Here is a 21,499-nt window from a genome sequence, read left to right as displayed (position 1 = left end):
TAATTTTCCAATAAGAGCACACCGCCATGAAGCACTCCCCAGCGTATCGCTTAGCGGTCACTATTCTGCATGGGTTTGATGGTTACCGTGCTCGCTTTAAGCAGATAACCTTTGATGCCAGCCGTCGTTTTCGAGAGGCAGCATGGCGGGAGGCTCAGCAAGCCTCCGCAGCGCGGATTAACCTGTATGAAGAGAAAGTGGGCGATACGCTAACACGTTTGCAGCGCACGTTTGATCATGAATCGCTTACGTACTGTGAAACATGGCGAGAGGCGCGTGAGCACTATGCGCAGCTGATCAGTCAGCGGTTGGATTACGAATTGGCAGAGACATTTTTTAACTCGTTATTCTGCTCGATTTTCCACCACCGCCATATTCGCAATGACTGGATGTTTGTGTACAGCTCTCGAGAAGATGCAGCGCATCATTCTGGAATTGAGCTTTGTCGCCAGCATTCAGTCAGCGGTGATTGGCCCCAGGCACTTGCCTGGGCGCTTGAAGAAGCACCGTTTGATAACGCTTTTGCTGATCTGGAACGCGATATTGAACTAGGTGCTGGCTTATTAGAAACCCTGCTTCCTGCCGCTATTCTGCAATCAGAAGATGCTCAATTAGAACTGTTGAAAAGCGTCTTTTATCGCAATAAAGGGGCTTACTTGGTGGGCCGCATTTTGGGTGGCGGTGAGCAGGTGCCGTTGGTATTACCTATTCTACATGGTGAAGGGTTTGGCGAGCAGCAGGGCGGCGACCCCTGCCTGCACTTGGATACCGTGCTAACCGAGACTGATGAAGTCTCGATTATTTTCTCGTTTACCCGTGCCTACTTCCAAGTCGATGTGCCGGTGCCTGGGGAGTTTGTTCACTACTTAAAACAGCTGATGCCTCATAAACCCGAAGGTGAGCTGTATGCTGCGATTGGCTTTTTTAAGCATGGCAAAACCGAATTTTTCCGTGCGTTAAACCTGCAAGTAGCCAAGCGTGAGGACCAGTTTGTCATTGCACCTGGCGTGCGTGGCATGGTGATGGCGGTGTTTGTGCTGCCCAGTTTTCGCACTGTGTTTAAAATCATTAAAGATAAATTTGATCCGGCCAAGGATGTCACGCACGCGGTGGTGCGCGAAAAGTACCGCTTGGTGAAACGCCATGACCGAGTCGGGCGTATGGCCGATACCCAGGAATTCTCAAATTTTATCGTGCGCCAGGACCATTTTTCCCCAGAGTGTCTGGAGCACTTGCTAGAAGTGGCACCCTCTACGGTGTCGCTGAAAGATGACAAGGTGATTATCAAGCACTGCTATACCGAGCGCATGATGACGCCGCTGAACATCTACCTTGAACAGTGCAGTGCGGATGAGCGCGTGATGGTGCTCAAAGACTACGGTAACGCCATTAAACAGATGGCTGCGGCCAATATTTTTCCTGGCGATATGCTGTTAAAAAACTTTGGTGTTACCCGCCATGGTCGAGTGATTTTTTACGATTACGACGAGGTATGTTATCTCACGGAGTGCCGCTTTCGACACATGCCTAAATCGTATGGCAATGATTACCTGTGCGGCGGTGGCGAAAGCTTTTCTATCGGCCCCAACGATATTTTCCCCGAGGAGTTCGGGCCCTTTATGTTTGCCAACCCGGAGCTGCGCGGTATTTTTATGGAACAGCATCCGGAGTTATTTGATCCCGATTACTGGTTGGAGCTGCAGCAGGCTATTGTCGATGGGCGAGTGATTGATGTTTACCCATATCGTAATAAGCAGCGCTTCGCGGGGACCATAGGGCAACTGGTATATTAGAAAACAGTAAGCAGTGATTTAGTCGAGGAAAACATGACAGCACCACCGCACCTAGTGGTTTTTACTGGCTCGGGCATTAGTGCCGAAAGTGGTATTAAAACGTTCCGTGCCAGCGATGGCCTGTGGGAAGACCATCCGGTTGAAGAGGTAGCCACGCCCGCGGGCTGGCGACGAGATCCTCAGCGGGTGCTGGAGTTTTATAACCTGCGTCGGGAGCAAATTCGTAAGGCTAAGCCCAACGCTGCTCATAAAGCCCTGGCGGCACTTGAAAAAGATGGCTTTAGAGTTAGCGTTGTAACGCAGAATATTGACGATCTGCATGAGCGTGCAGGGTCGCGAGATGTGTTGCATCTTCATGGCGAGATTTTGAAGGCGCGATCTTCAGTGGATATGCGGCTGCGCTATCCACTGCCGAAAGGCGGTATTGCGCTGGGCGATATTTGTGACAAGGGCAGCCAACTGCGCCCGGACGTGGTGTGGTTCGGTGAATCGGTACCACTGTTTGAAGACGCCTGCGAGCTTGTTAGCCAAGCAGATTTTTTGCTGGTGGTGGGCACGTCATTGGCGGTTATGCCCGCGGCATCGCTGCTATCGTATATTGACTTGGATACCCCGTGTGCCCTGGTCGACCCAGACGCAGATGCCTTAACACCGCCGGGCGTTCTAGCGATTAACACCACCGCAGGCGAAGGCGTTCCTGCCTTGGTCAATCAGTGGCGCAAACAGGGCAATTTGATGCTGCCTTGAACTGTCTATCGCTTCAAAAACCATGCTTTCATTACGTCGGTAATCTGAGTGATGTCGGCGTCGGTAGCGATATAAGCGGGCATGGTGTAAAGCCAGCGGCCTATCGGACGCAGCCATACACCGCGCTCGCGGGCGAATTGCCCGACACCTTTCAGCGCCTCGGCGGAGTGCGCTTCAATCACCGCGGTGGCACCCAGTACTCGCACATCGGCCACGTCTGGGTGGGCGTTCAGCGCGGAGTCGTCAATTAACGCTCGGCTAAGCTGTTGGCTAAGAGCCGCAATCTTGTCCAGGTAGTGCTCCTCTTCAAACACGCGCAGGCTTTCCAGCGCGACGCGGCAGGCCAGCGGGTTGCCCATAAATGTAGGGCCGTGCATAAAGGCATGGTGGGCGCTGTCGCCAACAAAAGCGTCGTGAACACGGTCGCTGGCCAGGGTCGCTGCATGGCCGAGGTAGCCGCCGGTTAATCCTTTTGAGAGCACCATAATATCCGGTGTTACGTCAGCGTGATTGGCGGCAAACAGCTTGCCAGTGCGGCCAAAGCCGGTGGCTACTTCATCAAAAATCAGCAACACGCCAAACTCGTCGCATAACTCCCGTGCACCGCGCAGGTAGTCAGGTGAGGTCATATTCAGCCCGCCTGCCGCCTGTAGTAACGGTTCCATCAGCAGGGCAGCAACTTCATGATGGTGGCTCGCCAAGACGTCGCGAAGTGCCGCTAAATCGTCGGCTACCTGTTCCGGTGTGGCGTTAAACGGTGCGGTGGGCGCGGGGGCGAAGTGGTGTTGGGGCAGCAGGCTGGCGAACAAGCTATGCATGCCTTCTTCAGGGTCACATACCGCCATACAGCCAGTGGTGTCGCCATGGTAGGCCTTCATTAACGAAAGCATCTTGCATTTTTCGGGGTGGCCGATGAGCACCTGGTACTGCAGGGCCATTTTCATCGCCACCTCCATCCCGACTGAACCACTGTCGGAGTAGAACACGTGATTAAGGCCGTCAGGGGTGATGCGCACTAGCTCCCGAGCAAGCTGGTCGGCGGGATCATGGGTGAGGCCACCGAGCATTACATGGCATAGCTCGCCTGCCTGTTCACTAATGGCAGCGACTAAACGCGGGTGGCCGTAACCATGAATCATGCACCACCAGGAGCAGGTAGCGTCGAGCAGTTGCTCACCGCTTTCCAGGGTGAAATGGCTACCGCTACCGCCGACCACTTTAGGGGCGGGTGCTTGTGTTTTGAGGTGGGCATAAGGGTGCCAAACGGGAGAACTCATAGAGCGGCTTCCTGATTCAAAACTGAGGTGTTGAGCAGCGCGGTTAGTGAGAGAGCGTGGCGCGCATGGACGGCATCGGCGATAGCTAAATGGGGAATAATGCCCAGACATGGCGCGTTAAGGGTGTTTTTAAGCAGGGCAATGTTGGCATCAAAGCGTGCTGTATCAGAGGAGAATACAGGGTCCACTACGCTGCCGACCCAGCCTGCAAGCATTAGACCATCGGCAGCGATGACCTCAGCGGTAAGCCGCGCATGATTAAGACAGCCAAGCTTTAGGCCCACGACCAGAATGACTGGCAACTGCATCATCCGTGGTATGTCGGAAAAGTCGTTGTGCTCATTGAGTGGCACACGCCAGCCGCCAGCGCCTTCGATGAGCGTTAAATCGCGCGGCGTGTCGTTTAGAGTGGCGTTAAGCGAGTCAACCACGCGGTTGACATTAAGAGAGTGCCCCGCCTCGCTGGCGGCCAGATGCGGCGCAATAGCGGGCGCAAATGCCCAAGGGTTAACGGTGGTGTAATCGACGGCGGGAGCGCTTTGTGCCTGTAGCGCCAACGCGTCGCTATTGCGCAGCCCATCCGTCGTGATGTGGCTACCAGAGGCAATCGGCTTAAGACCCAGCGTGCTGAGCTGCTGATGTTTGGCAGCGCACAGCAGTGCGCTGGTGGCCAGGGTCTTACCCGCATCGGTATCGGTGCCGGTCACGAAATAGACGGTCATGATGATTTTTCCAAGTGCAGGGTGATGCAGTGATAGCTAACGGGGAGCCCTTGGGGGTCACGTAGCGTTTCAAACCGCTCGCGGGCGGCGGCCAGCTCTCGGCGGGTAAGACATGCCTTGGGCCGCGCCACCTGGGCGCCTACCCCCTTGATTGAAGCCATGACGGCAGTGAGATCGGGGTAGTAAAACCGCCGCCATTCGGTGATGCGGTCAACCAGCGTTAAGCCGCTTAAGCCAACGGCGCGTTCAAGCGCTTGGGCATTCGGCGTTTGTAGTAACGCCTCTGGGCGCTGCCAAGCCGTGGCGACTTCTGACAGCGTGCCAGGTAAGAGCGTTGTGAGGCGCACTTGGCCGCCAGGGGTCAGTGCTCGTTGAAGCTCGCGCATAACAGTATCGATATCGCGGCACCACTGGATGGCAAGATTGGAAAATATCAGATCGAAGGTGGCGTGCTCAAAAGGCAGCGCAGCAGCATCGCCTTGCTGCCAGCGAATATGATGGCCATAGCGCGCTTGGGCGTGAGCGAGCATGCCAGGGGCAATATCCAGCCCAGTGACGTGAGCTCGGGGAAATTGAGTGGCTAGCCGTTGTGTCCAGACGCCAGTACCACAGCCAAGGTCGAGTATGTTGTCGGCACTAGGCGGAAGTGATGACCAGAGCGTTTCCCCTATTTGGCGCTGAGCACTGGCCAGAGCGTCGTAGCGCGGAGCCGCCCGAGAAAAGGCGTGGGCGACTTTTGCCTGCCAGTTTGGTGCGGGCATTGTCGTTAGGTGCATGCGTGCTCCTTAGTGACCAGTGCGGCGTGGGAAGCGATGGTCGTGACCAGCTGAGCTGGCTGGGAAAGCATCGGGCAGTGCCCCGCGTGGGCAAGGTTGATGGCCTGAGCGCGGATACCGGAAGCCACTAACGGGTCGTGCTCGCCAACTAATCGAATGACCGGACAGGGCGCTTCTTGCAAACGCTGGGTGTTATCCAGGCTGGCAAGCCAGTGAAGCCCTTGGGATAGAGTGCTGTTAGTAGCGCTGGGGGTGTCACCCAACATGGTGCGTAGCTGTTGATAGGCATGGCGGGCATTGGGTTCGCCCTGAGTTTGCCAGCGCAAGAAATGCCGCCACGTGGCGTCGGGGTCGCGGGTGAAGGCGCGATGAAAGCTGGCAAGCTCGGCTTTGCTCACGCCGTCATCGCTACAAAATTGATCGCCCGTGCCAATCAGCACAAGGCCGCGTGGCGCAGGCAGCTTATCGAGCAGCGCGCTGGCTAACAGCCCGCCCAGCGACCAGCCGACCCACACAGCGTTACTGGGTAGTTGGTCGGCCATGGCGCTGGAAAGAGTATCAAGGGTGGCCGGTTCAGCCAGGGCAGGAGTGTCGCCATAGCCTGGCCAGTCCACTGTGTGTACCTTGCTATGGGCGGGCCAGTGGTGTTCCAACGGCTGCCAGATGCGCTGGTCGATTCCCCAACCCGATAGCAGCACCAGACGTTGAGGGGCACCTAAGCAGGACATAGTGTCTCCTCGCGCTGACAGGCGCTCAGACCTTCGACAAGCCGATCAATATCGCCGGGGGTATGGCGGGCACTCAGCGTAATACGCAGGCGAGCGGCACCATTGGGCACCGTGGGTGGGCGAATCGCCCCTACTTGGATGCCTCGCTGGGAGAGCTTAGCCGCCCAAGCCATGGTGCGTGGCTCGTTGCCGAGTAGCAGCGGTTGAATAGGCGTATGGGAGTCTGCAAGGGGCAGCCCTAGCGCCTGGGCCTGCTGGCGGAAATAGCTGATATGGTGCTGGAGTCGCTGGCGGTGTTCGGGTTCACGCTGCACGATAGTTAGCGCTTCCAGGGTCGCTGCGGCAATGCTGGGGGGCTGGGCCGTGGTATAGATATAGCTGCGAGCAAACTGGGTGAGGTGGTCAATCAGCGCAGCGTCACCGGCCACAAACGCGCCAGCGGTGCCCAATGCTTTGCCCAGTGTGCCCACCAAAATAGGCACCGCTTGGCTGTCGAAACCTTCCACACAGCCGCTGCCGTTATCGCCTAAAACACCCAGACCGTGAGCGTCATCAATCATTAGCCAGGCGTTGTGCTGCTGGCTGACGTGGGCAAGGGTGGCAATATCGGCAACGTCGCCATCCATACTGAACACGCCATCGCTGACCACCAGCTTATGGGTGGCGGAGCTTCGCGCCAACAGGCGTTCAAGATCAGCACTGTCGCGGTGATGAAAACGCCGTGAGCGAGCGCCGCTTAACACTGCGCCATCCAACAGCGAGGCATGATTCAAACGGTCTTGAAAGAGGGCGGTATTTGAGTCGGCGAGCGCCTGCAACACGCCAAGGTTAGCCATATAGCCGGTGGAAAACAGCAGTGCACGCTGCCGTCCGGTCCACTCGGCCAAGGCATCTTCCAGTGCGTCGTGGATTTCCAAATGGCCGCTGACCAAGTGCGACGCGCCCGCGCCTGCGCCATAGCGGCGCGCACCCTCTGCCTGGGCAGCTTGTACACGTGGATCGCAGGCCAGCCCAAGATAGTCATTACCCGCAAAGTCCAGCGTGCTATGGGTGTTCACCCGCCGGTGTCGCCAGCGTTGTTGATCGACACGCTGCTGACGGACGCTGGCTAGGCGCTGCAGCCACGCTTCAGACACTGGCATCTACTGCCAGTGCTGCTGCCCGCTCTGCCTGGGCGCGCTGCTGAGCTTGTTGGGTGAGTCGCTCGGTGTGAGCGGCTTCATCTTCGCAGGTATCGCGGCGCTCTGGGTGCAGGCCTAATTTTGCAAATAGCGCGCGGTCGCGGTCTGCCTGAGGATTGCCGGTGGTTAGTAGTTTGTCGCCGTAGAAGATCGAGTTGGCTCCAGCCAAAAATGCCAGTGCCTGAGTCGACTCGCTCATCTGCTCGCGGCCAGCGGAAAGCCGTACATGGCTTTGCGGCATCATAATACGCGCCACGGCGATAGCGCGGATAAACTCAAGCGGGTCCAAGTCTTCGACGTTTTCCAGCGGTGTGCCCGGTACTTTAACCAGCATATTGATGGGGACGGATTCTGGGTGCGGTGACAGCTTTGCCAGCTGCTGTAACAGCGCGCTGCGGTCTTGCGCGCCCTCACCCATACCTAAAATGCCGCCGGAGCACACTTTCATGCCCGCTTCACGCACGGTGGCCAGGGTGTCCAGGCGGTCGCTGAAGGTGCGGGTGGTGATGATTTCACCGTAAAAGTCGGGGGAGGTATCCAGGTTATGGTTGTAGTAATCCAACCCAGCCGCCGCCAAACGGTTGGCTTGATCGCCGTCGACCATGCCTAGTGTCATGCAGGTTTCCAGCCCCAGGGCTTTTACTTGGCGAACCATCTCTTCGACCAGCAATAAATCTTTATCCCGCGGGCTGCGCCATGCCGCGCCCATACAAAAACGGCTAGCTCCGGCCTCCTTGGCAGCCTTGGCTTGGGCAACGACTTTTTCGATTTCCAGCAGTTTCTCTTTTTCGAGCTGGGTATTGTAGTGACCGGACTGCGGGCAATATTTGCAGTCTTCCGGGCAAGCCCCCGTTTTAATCGACAGCAGGGTAGAAACCTGCACCGCGTTAGCATCAAAGTGGGCGCGATGCACTTGCTGAGCTTTAAATAACAGGTCGTTGAAGGGCAGCGCGAACAGCGCATTAATTTCGTCCAGCGTCCAGTCGTGGCGCGGGGCGGCGGCATTGAAAGCGGTGGCGGTCACGGGTAAACCTTTTTTCTTTTGAAAGTTGACGAGACTCTAGCGGCGTTACGCTTTTGGTGTCAACTGTTCAGAGTGTTCTGGTTTACTACGAGTGGTTTTAGAGAGCAGGGGTTCGTCATGGTGGCCGAGCTGCTTTATACTCGGCGCCCTTTGTTAACCGTCTTTTGTTAATCGCCCTTTGTTAATCGCCCTTTATTAATCGCCCTTTATAAATTGGAGCGCGGATGTCTGACGCTACGTCACAGCCCCCTGAGTCTTCTTCATTGACTGACTTCGACCCTGCTACGGGGCATCCGCGCCCACCTCGGCGTGAATTTAAAGCACGGGGCAGTTTTGTCACGCGTTGCGCGGGGTGCAATCTTCCCGAGCTTAATTGCTTGTGTCCCTACCAGGTGAAAGCGGATAGCACCGCCCAGGTGTGGCTATTGACCCACTCTATAGAACACTACAAGCCAACTAATACAGGACGGTTAATTGGGGATGTGCTGACGCAAACCAAAGTGTTTACCTGGTATCGCACCGCACCGGACGAAGAACTAGCCGCACTGCTTAAGGATCCGCGCTACGCGCCTTTTGTGATCTTTCCTGATGACCAGCCCGACTATTCAGATCGTGTGGTGGACATTAATGCCGTGCATGCGGTGAAGCAGCAAGCGCGTATTCCGGTATTTGTGATTTTAGATGGCACTTGGCGCCAAGCGCGGCGAATGTTCCGTAAGAGTCCTTATCTGGATGCGCTGCCGGTATTACCGCTGCGCACTGAGCGGGAAACACGCTATCGGCTACGCAAACCCGCCTCAAAAGCGCATCTTTGTACTGCGGAAGTTGCTATTGAGCTGCTGCGCCAAAGTGGTGATGAAAATGCCGCCGATGTGCTAGACGATTACTTTGATGTATTTAACGATAGCTATGCCGAGAGCCGCTACTATCGCAAAATTGCTGAACCAACCACTGCCATGCAGCGGCTATTAGACCGAAAGGGTTAGCGCTGAGCGCCAGGTAGCCAGCGAAGCATCACTTTGCGCACCCAGTACCAGCGGTTAATCAATAGGGCGGTAAAAATCAGGCTACAGCCAAGTAGCTGTAGCAGGGTCATGGTTTCGCCAAACCACCAGGCTGCGAATAGGGCAGTCCACACTGCTTCAAGCATTAAGATAACCGCCGCGTGGCTAGGCGTGGTCATGCCCTGGGCTTTGATTTGCAGAAAGAAGCGCAGTGAACTTGCTAGCAGCACGCTGGCCATAAACCAGCCCAGTATTGAGGGGCTGAGCGCTAGCGGCTGATGCTCGATGACCAACGATAGGCAGGTCAGTATGCTGCCTACCGACATCAGCTGTAGTGTCGTTAATGGCAGCGCGGGCACGTTGCGCACCACGCGGGTGTTGACGTTGATCAACAGCGCGAAGCAGAGCGCCGCGCAGACCATCAGCAGTTGACTAGCTTCTACTTTGAATCCTGCGTTTAGCGACAGGAGGGCAAAGCCCAGTAGTGCTACCGGCAGGGCAATCCAAGTAGAGCGTGGCGGACGGTCGCCAAACAGTAGTCGCGCCACTACAGGTACCAGCAAAATCCCCAAGCTGTTGATAAACGCGCTTTCACCCAGGTGGTCGGAGTAATTTAATCCCAGAATCCAGAAGGCAATCGCGGCGCTGAACAAGAAACCCACCATGACGCCGCGTCTTATCCTACGTGCGGGTAAGCATCTTAGGGCAGGCCAGGCGAAGGGTAGGAGTATCAGCCCTGCCAGTAAAAAGCGCGTACCAATAAACAGTAACGGTGGCATGCCCGCTAACGCTTCTTTAGAAAAAATCCAACCGCCAGCGGCTACCACCGTTACCAGCAATAGCAATGCATCGGCTTGCCATGGCGCTTGTTTGATCGCGCTCAAGCAGCACCACTACCGAACAGTGCACCGGCAATTCTAAAGCCTGCTACCCAGGTGCCCACCGCAGACCCTAATGTTGCCAAAATAAACACCAGCAACGTACGAGAGACGCGATTTTTCCACCAACCTTTGAGCTCGGTGACATCATGGCGCAGTGTCGAAAAATCGCGCACCTTCGGTTTACGCATATAGAGTTCGACCCCCGCAGCGACAAAGCCTGCACCAATGGTGGGGTTAAGCGAGGTCAACGGGGCGGCAAAGAACGTGGCGATCACCGTCACAGGGTGTGCCAGAGCTAGAATAGTTGCGCCGCCGGACAAAACACCATTAATTAAAAACCACTCCATGACCAGCTGCCAGCCAAGCTCGGTATTGCGTGAAAAGCCGATCACAAAGCCGGTCAGAACTAGCGCGGTAATCAGCCAAGGGGCTGCTTTCCAGAGTTTAGACGGTGGTGGCGTTGCCTCCAGCGTCTCTCGCTCAGTGGTAGGGTTCTCGGGAAGCGGTGTTTCCAGATGCTCACCGGTGCCTTTTAAATGCCCGGCACCCAGTACCACGAGCACGTTTTGGTAGCGCCCAGGCGGTGCTTCTTCAGCTAAGCGCAGTGCCATATAGCGGTCGCGTTCGCGAATAAGCGGGGTATAAAGTGCTTCTGATTCGGCAGCAAATTCGCTGAAAGTGGCTTCCAGCATATCGCCTTCTTTGAGCTTTTCGATGTCCTCTTTGGAAACATCCTGGCGCGACATTACGCTGCCAATCAGCCCCGAAAATAGCGAAAAACGTTGCCACCAGGGAACATTGCGGTAAATGCGTTTTAATGTAATACCGACGTCGCGGTCGACCAACAGTAGCGGCAGCTTGCGAGTGCGGCACTCTTCTACTGCTGCACGCATTTCAGCGCCTGGCTGAATGCCTGATTGCTCGGCAATCCGTTGCTGAAACGCACCAAGCGCCAGGCTTGCCGCGACCATGCCAGCTTTGCCCTGTCTAAATACCTGAAAAAGATCCTGCTCGCCCATTGCATCAGGGTTGTCCATGCTGTGATGGCGAGCGTCGCATAACTCAATGGCAACAGCATCAAAGTTGCCACTGTTGATTAATTGGCGAACATCGTCGGCACTTTCGGCAGAAACGTGTGCGGTGCCGAGCAGGGTATAACGGGTGCCGCCAACGGTGACGGTTTTTAACGGGCCGCTGGTAGCTGGTAACGCGTTGGGGTCTTGCGCCAGCGGTGTTGCATCGTCATGGATCATTAATGTGTCTCAATTTGAATAGAAAGCATTGATACGTGTTTAACGACGCCAGAAGGCGGGTGTAAATAGCACGAGTACCGTGAAAATTTCCAAACGACCCAATAGCATTGCTAGTACTAATATCCACTTGGCGAGGCTGGGTAAGTCGCCATAATGACTGCTAGCTTCGCCCAACGCTGGGCCTAAATTGTTTAGCGCAGAGCCAACGGTTGACCAAGCGGTAACTTGGTCAACACCGGTGGCCATCACGCCCACCAGCATCAAGAAAAATAGCATGACGTAGGCAGAGAAAAAGCCCCATACCGCCTGGGCGATGCTGTCGGGGACACTGACTTTGCCCACTTTAACGGCAATGACTGCGTTGGGGTGAATAAGGCGCATGACTTCGCGCATGCCCTGCTTCAAAATCAGAATAATACGGATTACTTTCATGCCGCCCGCCGTCGAGCCGGAGCAGCCGCCTACAAACGCGGCGACAAATAAAAGAAAGGGTAACGCCCCTGGCCAGCCTGAAAAGTCGGCAACTGCAAAGCCTGCCGTGGTGGCGACAGAGACTACCTCAAATAACGCATGTCTCAGACCTTCAACATCGTCGTAGGTGTCAGTGAGCCACAAAGTAATTACGGTAATCGTGGTTAACCCAGCAAGAAATATCATTAAAAAGCGGGCTTCTGGATCCTGGAAATAATGCAGCAGGCTTTTTTCACGCCAGGCAATAAAGTGCAGACTAAAACTCACCGCTGAAATCAGCATGAAACCAACGCAAATCAGCTCAATGGCGGCGCTGTCAAAATAGCCTATGCTGGCATCATAGGTAGAAAATCCGCCAATCGCGACAGTCGAAAAACTGTGGCCCAAGGCATCGAACCAGCTCATTCCTGCCAACATGTAAGCGACCATACAGGCCAGCGTTAGTGTCGCGTAGATGTACCAAAGCGCTTTGGCGGTTTCGGTAATTCGCGGCGTCAGCTTTGAATCTTTGAGTGGCCCAGGAATTTCAGTGCGGTACAGAGCCATTCCTCCGACCCCCAGGGTGGGCAAAATGGCCACCGCTAACACGACAATCCCCATGCCGCCTAACCACTGCAACTGTTGGCGATAGTAAAGAATGGATTCTGGTAGAAAATCGATGCCAGTAATGACAGTTGCACCTGTCGTGGTTAGCCCGGAAAACGATTCAAATACCGCATCGGTGATGCCGAGTGAGCCTTCACCAAACAGCATCAGCGGTAGCGAGCCGAACAGTGCCAATACAGTCCAAAACATAGCCGCAATAATGAAACCGTCGCGAATCCGTAGCTCTTTATGGGCGCGGCGATTGGGTAGGAAAAGCAGTAAGCCGGTTATAACTGTAATAGCGATGCCGCTCATGAAAGCGTGCCAAACACCGTCGCGAAACCAGAGTGATATCAGCATGGGTGGCAACATGGTGAGGCTAAATAGCATCAACAGCAGCCCTAAAATGCGTAGTATGACCCGCAAACTCATAGCAGTGGTTGCCTCATAGCGGTGGCCTGGTTTCTTGAAGAACGTTACCTAGAAGAACGTTAAACCGACTTGGAATAGGCGCTCCACATCACGGATGCGCCGCTTGTCGATCACGAACAGGATAATGTGGTCACCGCTTTCTACCATCACATCCCCATGGCCAATGATGACCTCTTTACCCCGCACAATGGCACCAATGGTGGTGCCTTCAGGCAGGTTGATCTCTGCAATGGTGCGGCCCACGACCTTGGAAGACTGCTTGTCGCCGTGGGCGATGGCCTCAATGGCTTCTGCAGCGCCACGGCGCAGCGAGTGTACATTGACGATGTCGCCCCGGCGGACGTGGGTAAGTAGGCTGCCGATAGTCGCTTGCTGGGGTGAAATGGCGATATCGATTTCGCCCCCCTGAACCAAGTCTACATAGGCCGCGTTGTTAATCAGCGTCAGTACTTTCTTGGCTCCCAAGCGTTTGGCCAGCAGCGACGACATAATATTCACCTCGTCGTCGTTGGTCAGAGCACAAAAGATATCGCAGTCTTCGATGTTCTCTTCTTCCAGCAGCCGTTTGCTGGTGGCGCTGCCGTGGAGTACCACCGTGCGGTCAAGTCGTTCGGAAAGGGTATTACAGCGCTCTAAACTGTGCTCAATAATTTTAACCTGATGGCTATGTTCCAGGTGTTCGGCCAAGCGTTCACCGATATTGCCACCCCCGGCAATGACCACCCGGCGAAAATCCCGTTCAACGCGGCGTAGTTCGCTCATTACTGCGCGAATATCGCGCCGTGCCGCCAGGAAAAACACCTCGTCATCAGCTTCAATCACCGTATCGCCACGGGGAATAATCGGCCGGTTGCGGCGGTAAATCGCCGCCACGCGTGTTTCCACATTGGGCATGTGCTTGGCTAAAAAGGCTAAATCCTGCCCCACCAATGGGCCACCGTAAAATGCTTTTACCGCCACCAGTTGTACCAAGCCACCGGCAAACTCCAACACCTGCAGTGCACCGGGGTGCTCAATCAGGCGGCGCACATGATCTGTCACCACTTGTTCAGGGCTGATCAGTACATCAATCGGAATTGCTTCGTTGGCAAATAAGCCTTTACGGGTGAGGTAGGCCGTTGAGCGCACACGGGCAATTTTGGTGGGGGTACGAAACAGCGTATGCGCCACTTGGCAGGCGATCATGTTGATTTCATCGGTGTTGGTCACCGCTATCAACATGTCGGCATCTTCACAGCCCGCCTGACGCAGTACAATGGGGTACGAAGCCGCGCCTGTGACGGTGCGAATATCCAGTTTAGTGTGTAGTTCGCGCAGTTTCGCGCCGTCAGTATCGACGACGGTGATATCGTTTTCCTCGCGGGCGAGGTGCTCCGCTAAGGTGCCGCCGACTTGGCCGGCGCCAAGAATGATGATTTTCATTACTGAGCATCGGTTCCGTTGTAAGCGCCAGCGCATTCTCGGCAAGTGATATGTGCGCTGCAATAAAGACGGCGGCCAGTGTAAACCAGCCGCCGTTGAAAAGCAGGTCGGAATTACTCGAGCGTGAAGCCGACTTTAATCGTGACCTGCCAGTGAGCGACACGGCCATCTTCGATATGGCCGCGTGTGTCGGTGACTTCGAGCCAGCGCAAGTTATGAACGGTTTCAGATGCTTTGGCGAGGGCATTTTGCACGGCTTCCTCAATTCCCTTCTCAGAAGAACCAGTTAGCTCAATATGCTTATAAGTGTGAGTGCTCATAGTGTCTCCATCCTTGCCATCAATTCACTGCCCTGTCAGGGGCAGTAGGTTAAGCAGTACGCTTCTCTAGTCTGGCATAAAAAAAGCCATCATGACTGCTTTGCGCGGGAAACAGTTGGCGACCTTGGCCGCTTGGTTCGCCCCAAGCCACGTCGTTTGGTGTTGTGACCTTTGCATCTGGCGTGCGGGCCAGAAATGCATCGATTTGTTCAGCGTTTTCTTCGGGCAGCACCGAGCAGGTGGCGTATAACAATGTGCCACCAGGACGAAGTAGTGACCAAAGGTTATCCAGCAGTTGGCGCTGTAGTTTGGCGAGCTGGCGAATATCCTCTTTACGGCGCAATTTTTTAATATCGGGATGGCGACGAATAACGCCCGTGCCTGAGCAGGGGGCGTCGAGCAAAATAGCGTCAAAAGACGTGCCATTCCACCAGTCTTGCTGAGTAGCATCAGCGTGCTGCAGCTCTGCCGTTAAGCCTAGTCGGTTCAATGTGTCGTCTACGCGGCCTAGGCGCTGGTTGTCGCTATCAATCGCCGTCAGAGCAACATCGAACTGCTCTAGTAGGTGAGCTGTTTTACCGCCAGGTGCACAGCAAGCATCGAGTACATGAGCACCTGGTCGGGGGGCTAATGCGGGGCCTAGCAGTGCGGCGGAGAGCTGAGCTGCTTCATCTTGAACGCTGACATGACCTTCTTCAAAGCCGGGAAGTATGGTGACATCACAGGGCGCATCCAAAGTAATGCCATCCGGCGCATGCAGACAAAGATGCCCACTTAACCCCTGTTCAGTGAGCTGTTGTAAATAGGCTTCACGATCGTTGTGGCGCTGATTAACTCTCAGCGTCATGGGGCCTGGCTCATTGTTGGCTTCGGCAATGGCGCGCCACTGCTCAGGCCAAGCGCTGTGCAAGGCATTGAGCAGCCAGGGTGGGTGCTCCAAAGCAACGCTCTCGTCGCGGTCGACGGCGGCTTGCAGCTCGTCAGATTCACGTTGGAGACGGCGCAGGCAACCGTTTAGCACTCGGGTAGCCCACTCTTTGCCTAGCAGACGAGCAGCACCAGCGGTTTCGCCAACCGCTGCGTGGGCCGGAATACGCATATACAACAATTGGTAAATACCCACGAGTAGCAGGGCGTGGATATCGCTATCGCGTTTTTTAAAAGGCTGTTTCAGCAGCGAGTTAGCTAACGCTTCCAAGCGCGGTAAGCGTCGGCAAGTACCGTAACAGAGCTCTTTTAACAGGCTGCGATCGCGAGCAATGACACTGTGCTCATCTAGCCCGGCTAGCGAGCCTTGATCGGTCAATATAGGCACTAGCGCACGGGCGGCTGCGGCGCGAACTTCCTGGCCGCTGCCGCCTTTAGGTGGGCGATTCTGGCTCATTCACTAACTCCTTGATGAGCGGCGGCGTGCCCAAGGCGTGCGCCGACGGTAAGCGGGGTTTGACGGGCGTTAAGCAGGTCGCGCACGGCCATCGCTTTACCACCAGGTAACTGAGCGTGGCTAACGCACAGTACTTCTTGGCCTTTCTCACCACAGGCAATGCGCAGGTGATCCTCGCCATGTTTTAGTAGCGTACCGGGCGGAGAGGGCGGTTGTTCACCTGATTCAACACTGGCCATTAATAAACGTAGGCGGTCATCGCCAAGCGTGCACCAAGCGACTGGCCAGGGGTTAAAAGCACGGATTTTGCGCGCCAGCTGTTCAGCAGGCTGGTGAAAGTCGAGCTCGGCTTCCGCCTTGCTGAGCTTAGCAGCGTAGGTGACGCCCTCGTCAGGCTGCATCGTTGCTTCTAAATCGTTGCTGTCTAGCGCATCCAGCACGTTAACCAGTGCATTCGCCCCTTGAATAGCCAGCCGGTCATGTAAGTCACCGCCCGTGGTGTGGGAAGTGATCGGCGTGCGAACTTCATACAGCATCTCTCCGGTATCCAGGCCTGCATCCATTTGCATAATGGTAACGCCTGATGCGCTATCACCGGCTTCAATGGCGCGCTGGATGGGGGCAGCACCTCGCCAGCGTGGCAGCAGGGATGCGTGCACGTTGATGCAGCCTAAGCGGGGAATGTCGAGCACGGCCTGTGGTAGTAAGAGCCCGTAAGCAACCACGACCATCACGTCGGCATTCAGCGCTGCCAGTTCCGCTTGGGCATCAGTATCTTTTAAACTGACAGGTTGGTAGACCGGTAGCCCGTGCTCAAGAGCAAGCTGCTTGACGGGGCTGGGGGTGAGTTTGCGCCCGCGGCCTGCTGGGCGGTCAGGTTGAGTATATACCGCCACCACCTGATGCTGACTTTCGAGCACGGCAGCAAGGCTTGAGGCGGCGAAATCAGGCGTGCCAGCAAAAACAACGCGCAACTGTGACATGGTGATAGCTACCTAGCATTGAAGGGGTAAAGTAATCGTGCCGTGGGTGAAACAAATAAAGGCCGAGAAGCAACGCTACAGAACACAGAATTAATATTCCGTGCGCTTGCAACGTGTCAGCTCGGCCAGTCATGCCAGCAATCACACACGGCGTAGGTCGGTTTACGCGTCGTGTAATAGCTTGTGGCGTTTCTGCATCTTTTTCATCACTCGGTCACGCTTCAGGGGTGACAAATAGTCAACAAAAAGCACGCCTTCCAGATGGTCATACTCATGCTGAATGCAGTGGGCTAATAAGCCATCGGCTTCCAGCTCGTAAGGCTCACCACTACGATCTAGCGCGTTCAGCGTTACTTTTAAATAACGCGGCACTTCAGCGTAGTATTCAGGAATCGATAGGCAGCCTTCAGAAAGGGGCTCTTTTTCGTCACCAATCGGCTCGTAGCGCGGGTTAATAAGCACCAGCGGCTGCGAGTTATCGTCGCTGACATCCATCACCACGACGCGACTATGAACGTCGACTTGCGTCGCAGCAAGGCCGATACCGCGCGCGTCGTACATGGTCTCCAACATATCGTCGACGAGCTGGCGGACCTCATCGTCAACGGTTTCCACCGGTGCAGCCTTGGTGCGCAGGCGCTCGTCGGGGAATTCGAGAATAGGAAGTTTGGCCATGGCGTTACAATCACCGTTATGCTGAGTCTTTAATATGAGCAGGCCTTGCCGTCTGTGTTGGCAGGCCTAAGTGCTTTACTATCGGCCACTATATCATGCTGTAAGCGTTCCTGGGCACGCACAACGCCATGCAGCTCCCCTCAACGGCTTCACCAATAACTGGCAAGGGAGAACAGGATGGTGGTGAAAAGGATCGTGGCGAAAAAGCCTCTCTATTATAGCCTGTCGTTAGCATGTTTGACGCTCATGACGGCAGCTGCGTTCGCGTGGGAATCACCGCAACGGGTGGTGAAGCTTTCACCCCAGATGCGCGCTGTTCCTCAGCAAGAAGCAATGGCACCGCTTCCGGTGGATACGGTTCAGGCATTTTTACGTGAACACCGAATCATCGAGCCAGACGTGCCCTCACGGGAACTGGCCTACGTGGTCGGTGGTGAGAATCAACGATTGATGAGTGGCGCGGGCGATACGCTGTATGTGCGCGGCAAACTACCGCCCAGAGCGCGTTTAGGCATTTATCGGCCGGGCGAGCATTACGTTTCTGCTGATGGTACACCGCTGGGTATGGAGTTAATCAGTATTGGCGAAGCGCGCCAGCTCAGCAGTGAGGGAGACATTGCTCGCTTAGAAGTACTCAGTGCTTACCAGGAAGTGCGTAATAACGATATTTTGCTGCCGCTTGATCCTCAGTTGTTTGAATCTCAGTCGTTAGAAAATAGCGTTCAGCCTCGTTTACCGTTGAACGATGTCGCTGGCCAGATTGTTGCGGTGCCTGGCGGAGTGCGCTTTATTGGACGTTTACAAATGGTTGCACTGGATGTCGGTACTCAGGACGGTTTGCAGCCCGGTCATGTGTTGCGCGTTGGGCAGCAGGGGGAGCTCGTTAATGACCCACGTACCCAAGAGCTTCTGCAACTACCCGCCACCGATGCTGGAAGGGTTATGGTCGTTAAGCCGTATAACCTGATGAGCTATGCCCTGGTGATGCAGGCATCGAGTGTTTTAGCCGTTGGCGACACGGTACGCACGCCGACGCACTAAACGCCACACAGCTAATAGGGGATACGTATGGATGCCAAGGAGTGGCTAGTGGTGAATGAGCTGCCGGGTATGGGAGCGCTTCGCACGGCAGCGTTGGCCGCCAAGCAACCGCAATGGCCACATGGTTGGCTTGCGGGGTTGCCTAGTAACGCTGCTAGTGCACTACGGCTTTGGCTAGCGCAGCCAGAGCGCAGCCCGCTGCAGCAGGCAATCGATCATACCTTCGCTTGGTTAGAGGCCGCGCCTAATCGACATTTGCTCCACCGTAACCATCCGGCATGGCCAGAGCTACTCGATCAACTGCCAGATCCGCCTGTAGTGCTATGGGCGCAAGGTGATCTCAGCGCATTGGATGGCCCAAAACTGGCCATGGTTGGTACTCGACGTCCCACTTCGGAAGGCAGCGGTAATGCTCAGGCGTTTGCCCGAGAGTTGGCCAATCGCGGCTGGTGTATTGTCAGCGGTATGGCGCTAGGGGTTGATGGCGTTGCACAGCGCGCAGCGTTAGCGTCAGGTGGCCGGTCGATTGCTGTACTTGGCTGTGGCATAGATGTCATTTACCCGCCACGTCACCGTGATCTACATGAGCAACTAAGTACCGTAGCAGGAGGCTTGTTATTATCGGAGCATCCACCGGGAACCGTTGCTCGGCCAGCCTTCTTTCCTCGACGGAATCGAGTTGTGACCGGTCTTTCATTAGGTACGTTAGTGGTCGAAGCGACTGAGAAGAGCGGCTCATTGGTCAGTGCACGATTAGCCCTTGAGCAAGACCGTGAGCTGTTTGCATTGCCCGGCTCACTACATAACGTACAGGCTCGCGGTTGCCTGCAGCTAATACGTAGCGGTGCGACGTTGGTGCGTCATGTAGACGATATTTTAGAAGAACTGCAGCACTGGGCTGAACGCTATATGCCAACCAGCCCAAGCGTTATCGCTGACAACGCAAGCCTCGATTTGCCCATTATCGATAACGAAGCGCCCAAGGACGATGTGTTAAGCACTTTGGGCGCAACGCCAACGCCAATTGATGTATTGGTTCAGAGCGTGGGCATCACGGTCAGCGAATGCCAACAACGGTTATTGATGCTGGAGCTTGATGGCAAAGTGGCGCAGCAGGCGGGCGGCTGGGTGCGCTTGACGCGGCCATGGTAGGATGTATGTAACCGTTTTTCATCTACTGAGGCTGTATCAAACCCAGATGATGAAGGGCCGCGTTTGTGACGAGGAGCATCTATGAAATCGGCTGTTGACGTTAAAGAGGCGGTACGTGCACTGAAAGAAGGGGGCGTTATCGCCTGCCCCACTGAAGCAGTGTGGGGGCTGAGCTGTGACCCAGATAACGACGAAGCGTTAGCGCATTTGATGCGTATGAAAGAGCGCGACCCCGCCAAAGGCGTCATTCTTGTCGCTGCGAGTATTCAGCAATTTCAGCCCTGGCTAAACCAACTGCCGCTTGAGCTGCATGCACCTTTAGCGGCCAGTTGGCCTGGCCCCAACACATGGCTAGTGCCCGACAATGGCCGTAGCCATGGCTTAGTACGCGGCGCTCACCAGAGTGTGGCACTACGAGTGACTGACCACCCTCTAATGAAGGCGCTTTGCGAGGCCTTTGATGGCCCATTAGTTTCCACTTCAGCTAATCGTGCGGGCGACCCTCCTGCCATGAGTGCTGAAGAAGTCGCGTCCATTTTCGGCGATGAAATAGCCGCGATTGTCGCGGGTGAGCTTGGGGGAAATGCAAAGCCCAGCACCATTAAAGACTTGGTGACTGGCAAAATAATGCGTTCTTAACCCAGCGTCTCAAACGGCCTCTGCCATTCACTATTCACCAATCACACTTATCCTCGACCCCTTTGGAGTTACTGTGGCTCACGAGCACCTAGATGACGTTAAACATTACCTTCTGGACCTGCAGGAACGGTTGTGCGCAGGGCTTGCCGCTGCTGACGGAAAAGCGGCGTTTAAAGAAGATAGCTGGCAGCGTGAAGAAGGCGGTGGCGGTCGTTCAAGAGTCATTGAAGAAGGCGCTGTTTTCGAGAAGGGCGGTGTTAACTTCTCCCATGTTTACGGTGCTCAACTGCCTCCCTCGGCGACGGCTGCACGGCCGGAACTTGCCGGACGCAGCTTTCATGCGGTCGGTGTGTCCTGGGTGCTCCATCCTGAAAATCCTAATGTGCCGACAAGTCACGGAAACGTGCGCTTTTTTATCGCTGAAAAACAGGGTGAAGCACCGGTATGGTGGTTTGGTGGCGGCTTTGATCTAACGCCTTACTACCCTGTGTTTGAAGATGTTGTGCACTGGCATCGGGTAGCCCAGGCTGCCTGCGTGCCATTTGGCGAAGAGGTCTACCCGCGCTACAAAGCTTGGTGCGATGAGTACTTCTATCTTAAACATCGTGAAGAAACCCGAGGTGTTGGTGGGCTATTTTTCGATGATTTAAATGAAGGCGGTTTCGACGACTGTTTTGCTTTCCAACGTGCGGTGGGCGACAGCTTTCTGGATGCCTACGTACCGATTGTGCAGCGCCGTAAAGATGATGCATGGGGTGAAAAAGAGCGTGATTTTCAGCTCTATCGTCGCGGCCGCTATGTTGAATTTAATCTAGTCTGGGATAGGGGCACTCTGTTTGGCCTGCAAAGCGGCGGGCGCACCGAATCCATCTTAATGTCTATGCCGCCGCTGGCCCGTTGGGAGTACGCATTTACACCGCCCGCAGGTAGCCGAGAGGCTAAATTGCACGAGTACTTGGTACCACGCGATTGGCTAGCCGAAGCCACCCAGTTGGGTAAAGCGTAAGGA

Annotated in this window: 21 protein-coding genes; 7 read left to right on the top strand and 14 right to left on the bottom strand. The window is 55.4% G+C overall.

Annotation, left to right across the window (positions count from 1 at the left end; translation table 11 throughout):
- Positions 1–26: 26 nt before the first annotated feature.
- Positions 27–1,793 (top strand): bifunctional isocitrate dehydrogenase kinase/phosphatase, encoded by a 1,767-nt coding sequence (aceK, locus tag L1X57_RS02635; protein ID WP_009724236.1) that lies wholly within the window; start codon positions 27–29, stop codon positions 1,791–1,793.
- Positions 1,794–1,826: 33 nt separating this feature from the next.
- The gene (locus L1X57_RS02630) at positions 1,827–2,540 is read left to right on the top strand and encodes an SIR2 family NAD-dependent protein deacylase (RefSeq protein ID WP_009724237.1); all 714 of its coding nucleotides are present in this window, start codon (positions 1,827–1,829) and stop codon (positions 2,538–2,540) included.
- A gap of 5 nt (positions 2,541–2,545) precedes the next feature.
- On the opposite strand, the gene bioA is transcribed toward L1X57_RS02630, so the two are convergent.
- Genes bioA through bioB form a run of 6 tightly spaced genes read right to left on the bottom strand, consistent with a single transcriptional unit; the run spans position 2,546 to position 8,248 of the window.
- On the bottom strand, positions 2,546–3,817 hold the full coding sequence (bioA, locus tag L1X57_RS02625) for an adenosylmethionine--8-amino-7-oxononanoate transaminase (RefSeq protein WP_009724238.1): 1,272 nt from the start codon (positions 3,815–3,817) through the stop codon (positions 2,546–2,548).
- The gene (gene bioD / locus L1X57_RS02620) at positions 3,814–4,539 is read right to left on the bottom strand and encodes a dethiobiotin synthase (protein WP_009724239.1); all 726 of its coding nucleotides are present in this window, start codon (positions 4,537–4,539) and stop codon (positions 3,814–3,816) included. Before bioD ends, bioA begins: the two co-directional genes overlap by 4 nt.
- Positions 4,536–5,315: a malonyl-ACP O-methyltransferase BioC gene (gene bioC, locus L1X57_RS02615; protein ID WP_009724240.1), complete on the bottom strand. Its 780-nt coding sequence runs from the start codon at positions 5,313–5,315 to the stop codon at positions 4,536–4,538. The genes bioD and bioC overlap by 4 nt, the downstream gene beginning before the upstream one ends.
- A complete protein-coding gene (locus tag L1X57_RS02610; RefSeq protein ID WP_009724241.1) occupies positions 5,306–6,043 on the bottom strand; it encodes an alpha/beta fold hydrolase in 738 nt (245 codons plus the stop codon). The genes bioC and L1X57_RS02610 overlap by 10 nt, the downstream gene beginning before the upstream one ends.
- Entirely contained in the window at positions 6,031–7,185 is a 1,155-nt protein-coding gene (gene bioF, locus L1X57_RS02605; protein WP_039869485.1) for an 8-amino-7-oxononanoate synthase, read from the bottom strand. The genes L1X57_RS02610 and bioF overlap by 13 nt, the downstream gene beginning before the upstream one ends.
- A complete protein-coding gene (gene bioB / locus L1X57_RS02600; RefSeq protein WP_009724243.1) occupies positions 7,172–8,248 on the bottom strand; it encodes a biotin synthase BioB in 1,077 nt (358 codons plus the stop codon). Before bioB ends, bioF begins: the two co-directional genes overlap by 14 nt.
- A 224-nt stretch (positions 8,249–8,472) precedes the next feature.
- On the opposite strand from bioB, the gene L1X57_RS02595 reads away from it, so the two are divergent.
- On the top strand, positions 8,473–9,234 hold the full coding sequence (locus tag L1X57_RS02595; protein ID WP_234667909.1) for a tRNA-uridine aminocarboxypropyltransferase: 762 nt from the start codon (positions 8,473–8,475) through the stop codon (positions 9,232–9,234).
- Here the strand turns inward: L1X57_RS02595 and L1X57_RS02590 are convergent.
- The 8 genes from L1X57_RS02590 to def all read right to left on the bottom strand — a co-directional run bounded on the left by L1X57_RS02590 (position 9,231) and on the right by def (position 17,658).
- Positions 9,231–10,136: a DMT family transporter gene (locus L1X57_RS02590; protein WP_234667908.1), complete on the bottom strand. Its 906-nt coding sequence runs from the start codon at positions 10,134–10,136 to the stop codon at positions 9,231–9,233. The genes L1X57_RS02595 and L1X57_RS02590 overlap by 4 nt on opposite strands.
- Entirely contained in the window at positions 10,133–11,386 is a 1,254-nt protein-coding gene (locus tag L1X57_RS02585) for a TraB/GumN family protein (RefSeq protein ID WP_009724246.1), read from the bottom strand. The genes L1X57_RS02590 and L1X57_RS02585 overlap by 4 nt, the downstream gene beginning before the upstream one ends.
- A 39-nt stretch (positions 11,387–11,425) precedes the next feature.
- On the bottom strand, positions 11,426–12,874 hold the full coding sequence (locus L1X57_RS02580; protein ID WP_009724247.1) for a TrkH family potassium uptake protein: 1,449 nt from the start codon (positions 12,872–12,874) through the stop codon (positions 11,426–11,428).
- Positions 12,875–12,922: 48 nt separating this feature from the next.
- Entirely contained in the window at positions 12,923–14,296 is a 1,374-nt protein-coding gene (gene trkA, locus L1X57_RS02575) for a Trk system potassium transporter TrkA (protein WP_234667906.1), read from the bottom strand.
- Between the two features lie 113 nt (positions 14,297–14,409).
- Positions 14,410–14,616 carry a dodecin gene (locus L1X57_RS02570; RefSeq protein ID WP_009724250.1) on the bottom strand — a complete coding sequence of 69 codons (207 nt, stop codon included), beginning with the start codon at positions 14,614–14,616 and terminating at the stop codon, positions 14,410–14,412.
- Between the two features lie 49 nt (positions 14,617–14,665).
- Positions 14,666–16,000, bottom strand: coding sequence for a 16S rRNA (cytosine(967)-C(5))-methyltransferase RsmB (gene rsmB, locus L1X57_RS02565; protein ID WP_009724251.1), 1,335 nt, complete (start codon positions 15,998–16,000; stop codon positions 14,666–14,668).
- Complete coding sequence (gene fmt, locus L1X57_RS02560) at positions 15,997–16,983, bottom strand: methionyl-tRNA formyltransferase (RefSeq protein ID WP_009724252.1); 987 nt, start codon at positions 16,981–16,983, stop codon at positions 15,997–15,999. Before fmt ends, rsmB begins: the two co-directional genes overlap by 4 nt.
- Positions 16,984–17,145: 162 nt before the next feature.
- The gene (gene def, locus L1X57_RS02555; protein WP_009724253.1) at positions 17,146–17,658 is read right to left on the bottom strand and encodes a peptide deformylase; all 513 of its coding nucleotides are present in this window, start codon (positions 17,656–17,658) and stop codon (positions 17,146–17,148) included.
- A 177-nt stretch (positions 17,659–17,835) separates the two neighbouring features.
- Between def and L1X57_RS02550 the strand changes: the two genes are divergently transcribed.
- The 4 genes from L1X57_RS02550 (at position 17,836) to hemF (ending at position 21,496) form a co-directional block, all read left to right on the top strand.
- Complete coding sequence (locus tag L1X57_RS02550; RefSeq protein ID WP_009724254.1) at positions 17,836–18,699, top strand: hypothetical protein; 864 nt, start codon at positions 17,836–17,838, stop codon at positions 18,697–18,699.
- Between the two features lie 27 nt (positions 18,700–18,726).
- A complete protein-coding gene (gene dprA / locus L1X57_RS02545) occupies positions 18,727–19,851 on the top strand; it encodes a DNA-processing protein DprA (protein WP_009724255.1) in 1,125 nt (374 codons plus the stop codon).
- Positions 19,852–19,932: 81 nt separating this feature from the next.
- Positions 19,933–20,490 carry an L-threonylcarbamoyladenylate synthase gene (locus L1X57_RS02540; RefSeq protein ID WP_009724256.1) on the top strand — a complete coding sequence of 186 codons (558 nt, stop codon included), beginning with the start codon at positions 19,933–19,935 and terminating at the stop codon, positions 20,488–20,490.
- A 73-nt stretch (positions 20,491–20,563) separates the two neighbouring features.
- Entirely contained in the window at positions 20,564–21,496 is a 933-nt protein-coding gene (gene hemF, locus L1X57_RS02535; protein ID WP_009724257.1) for an oxygen-dependent coproporphyrinogen oxidase, read from the top strand.
- Positions 21,497–21,499 lie beyond the last annotated feature (3 nt).

This window comes from Halomonas sp. TD01 (genome assembly GCF_923868895.1).
GTDB lineage: Bacteria > Pseudomonadota > Gammaproteobacteria > Pseudomonadales > Halomonadaceae > Vreelandella.
The sequence above is the reverse complement of the archived record's forward strand: the minus strand, read 5'-3'. Positions and strand labels throughout refer to the sequence as shown.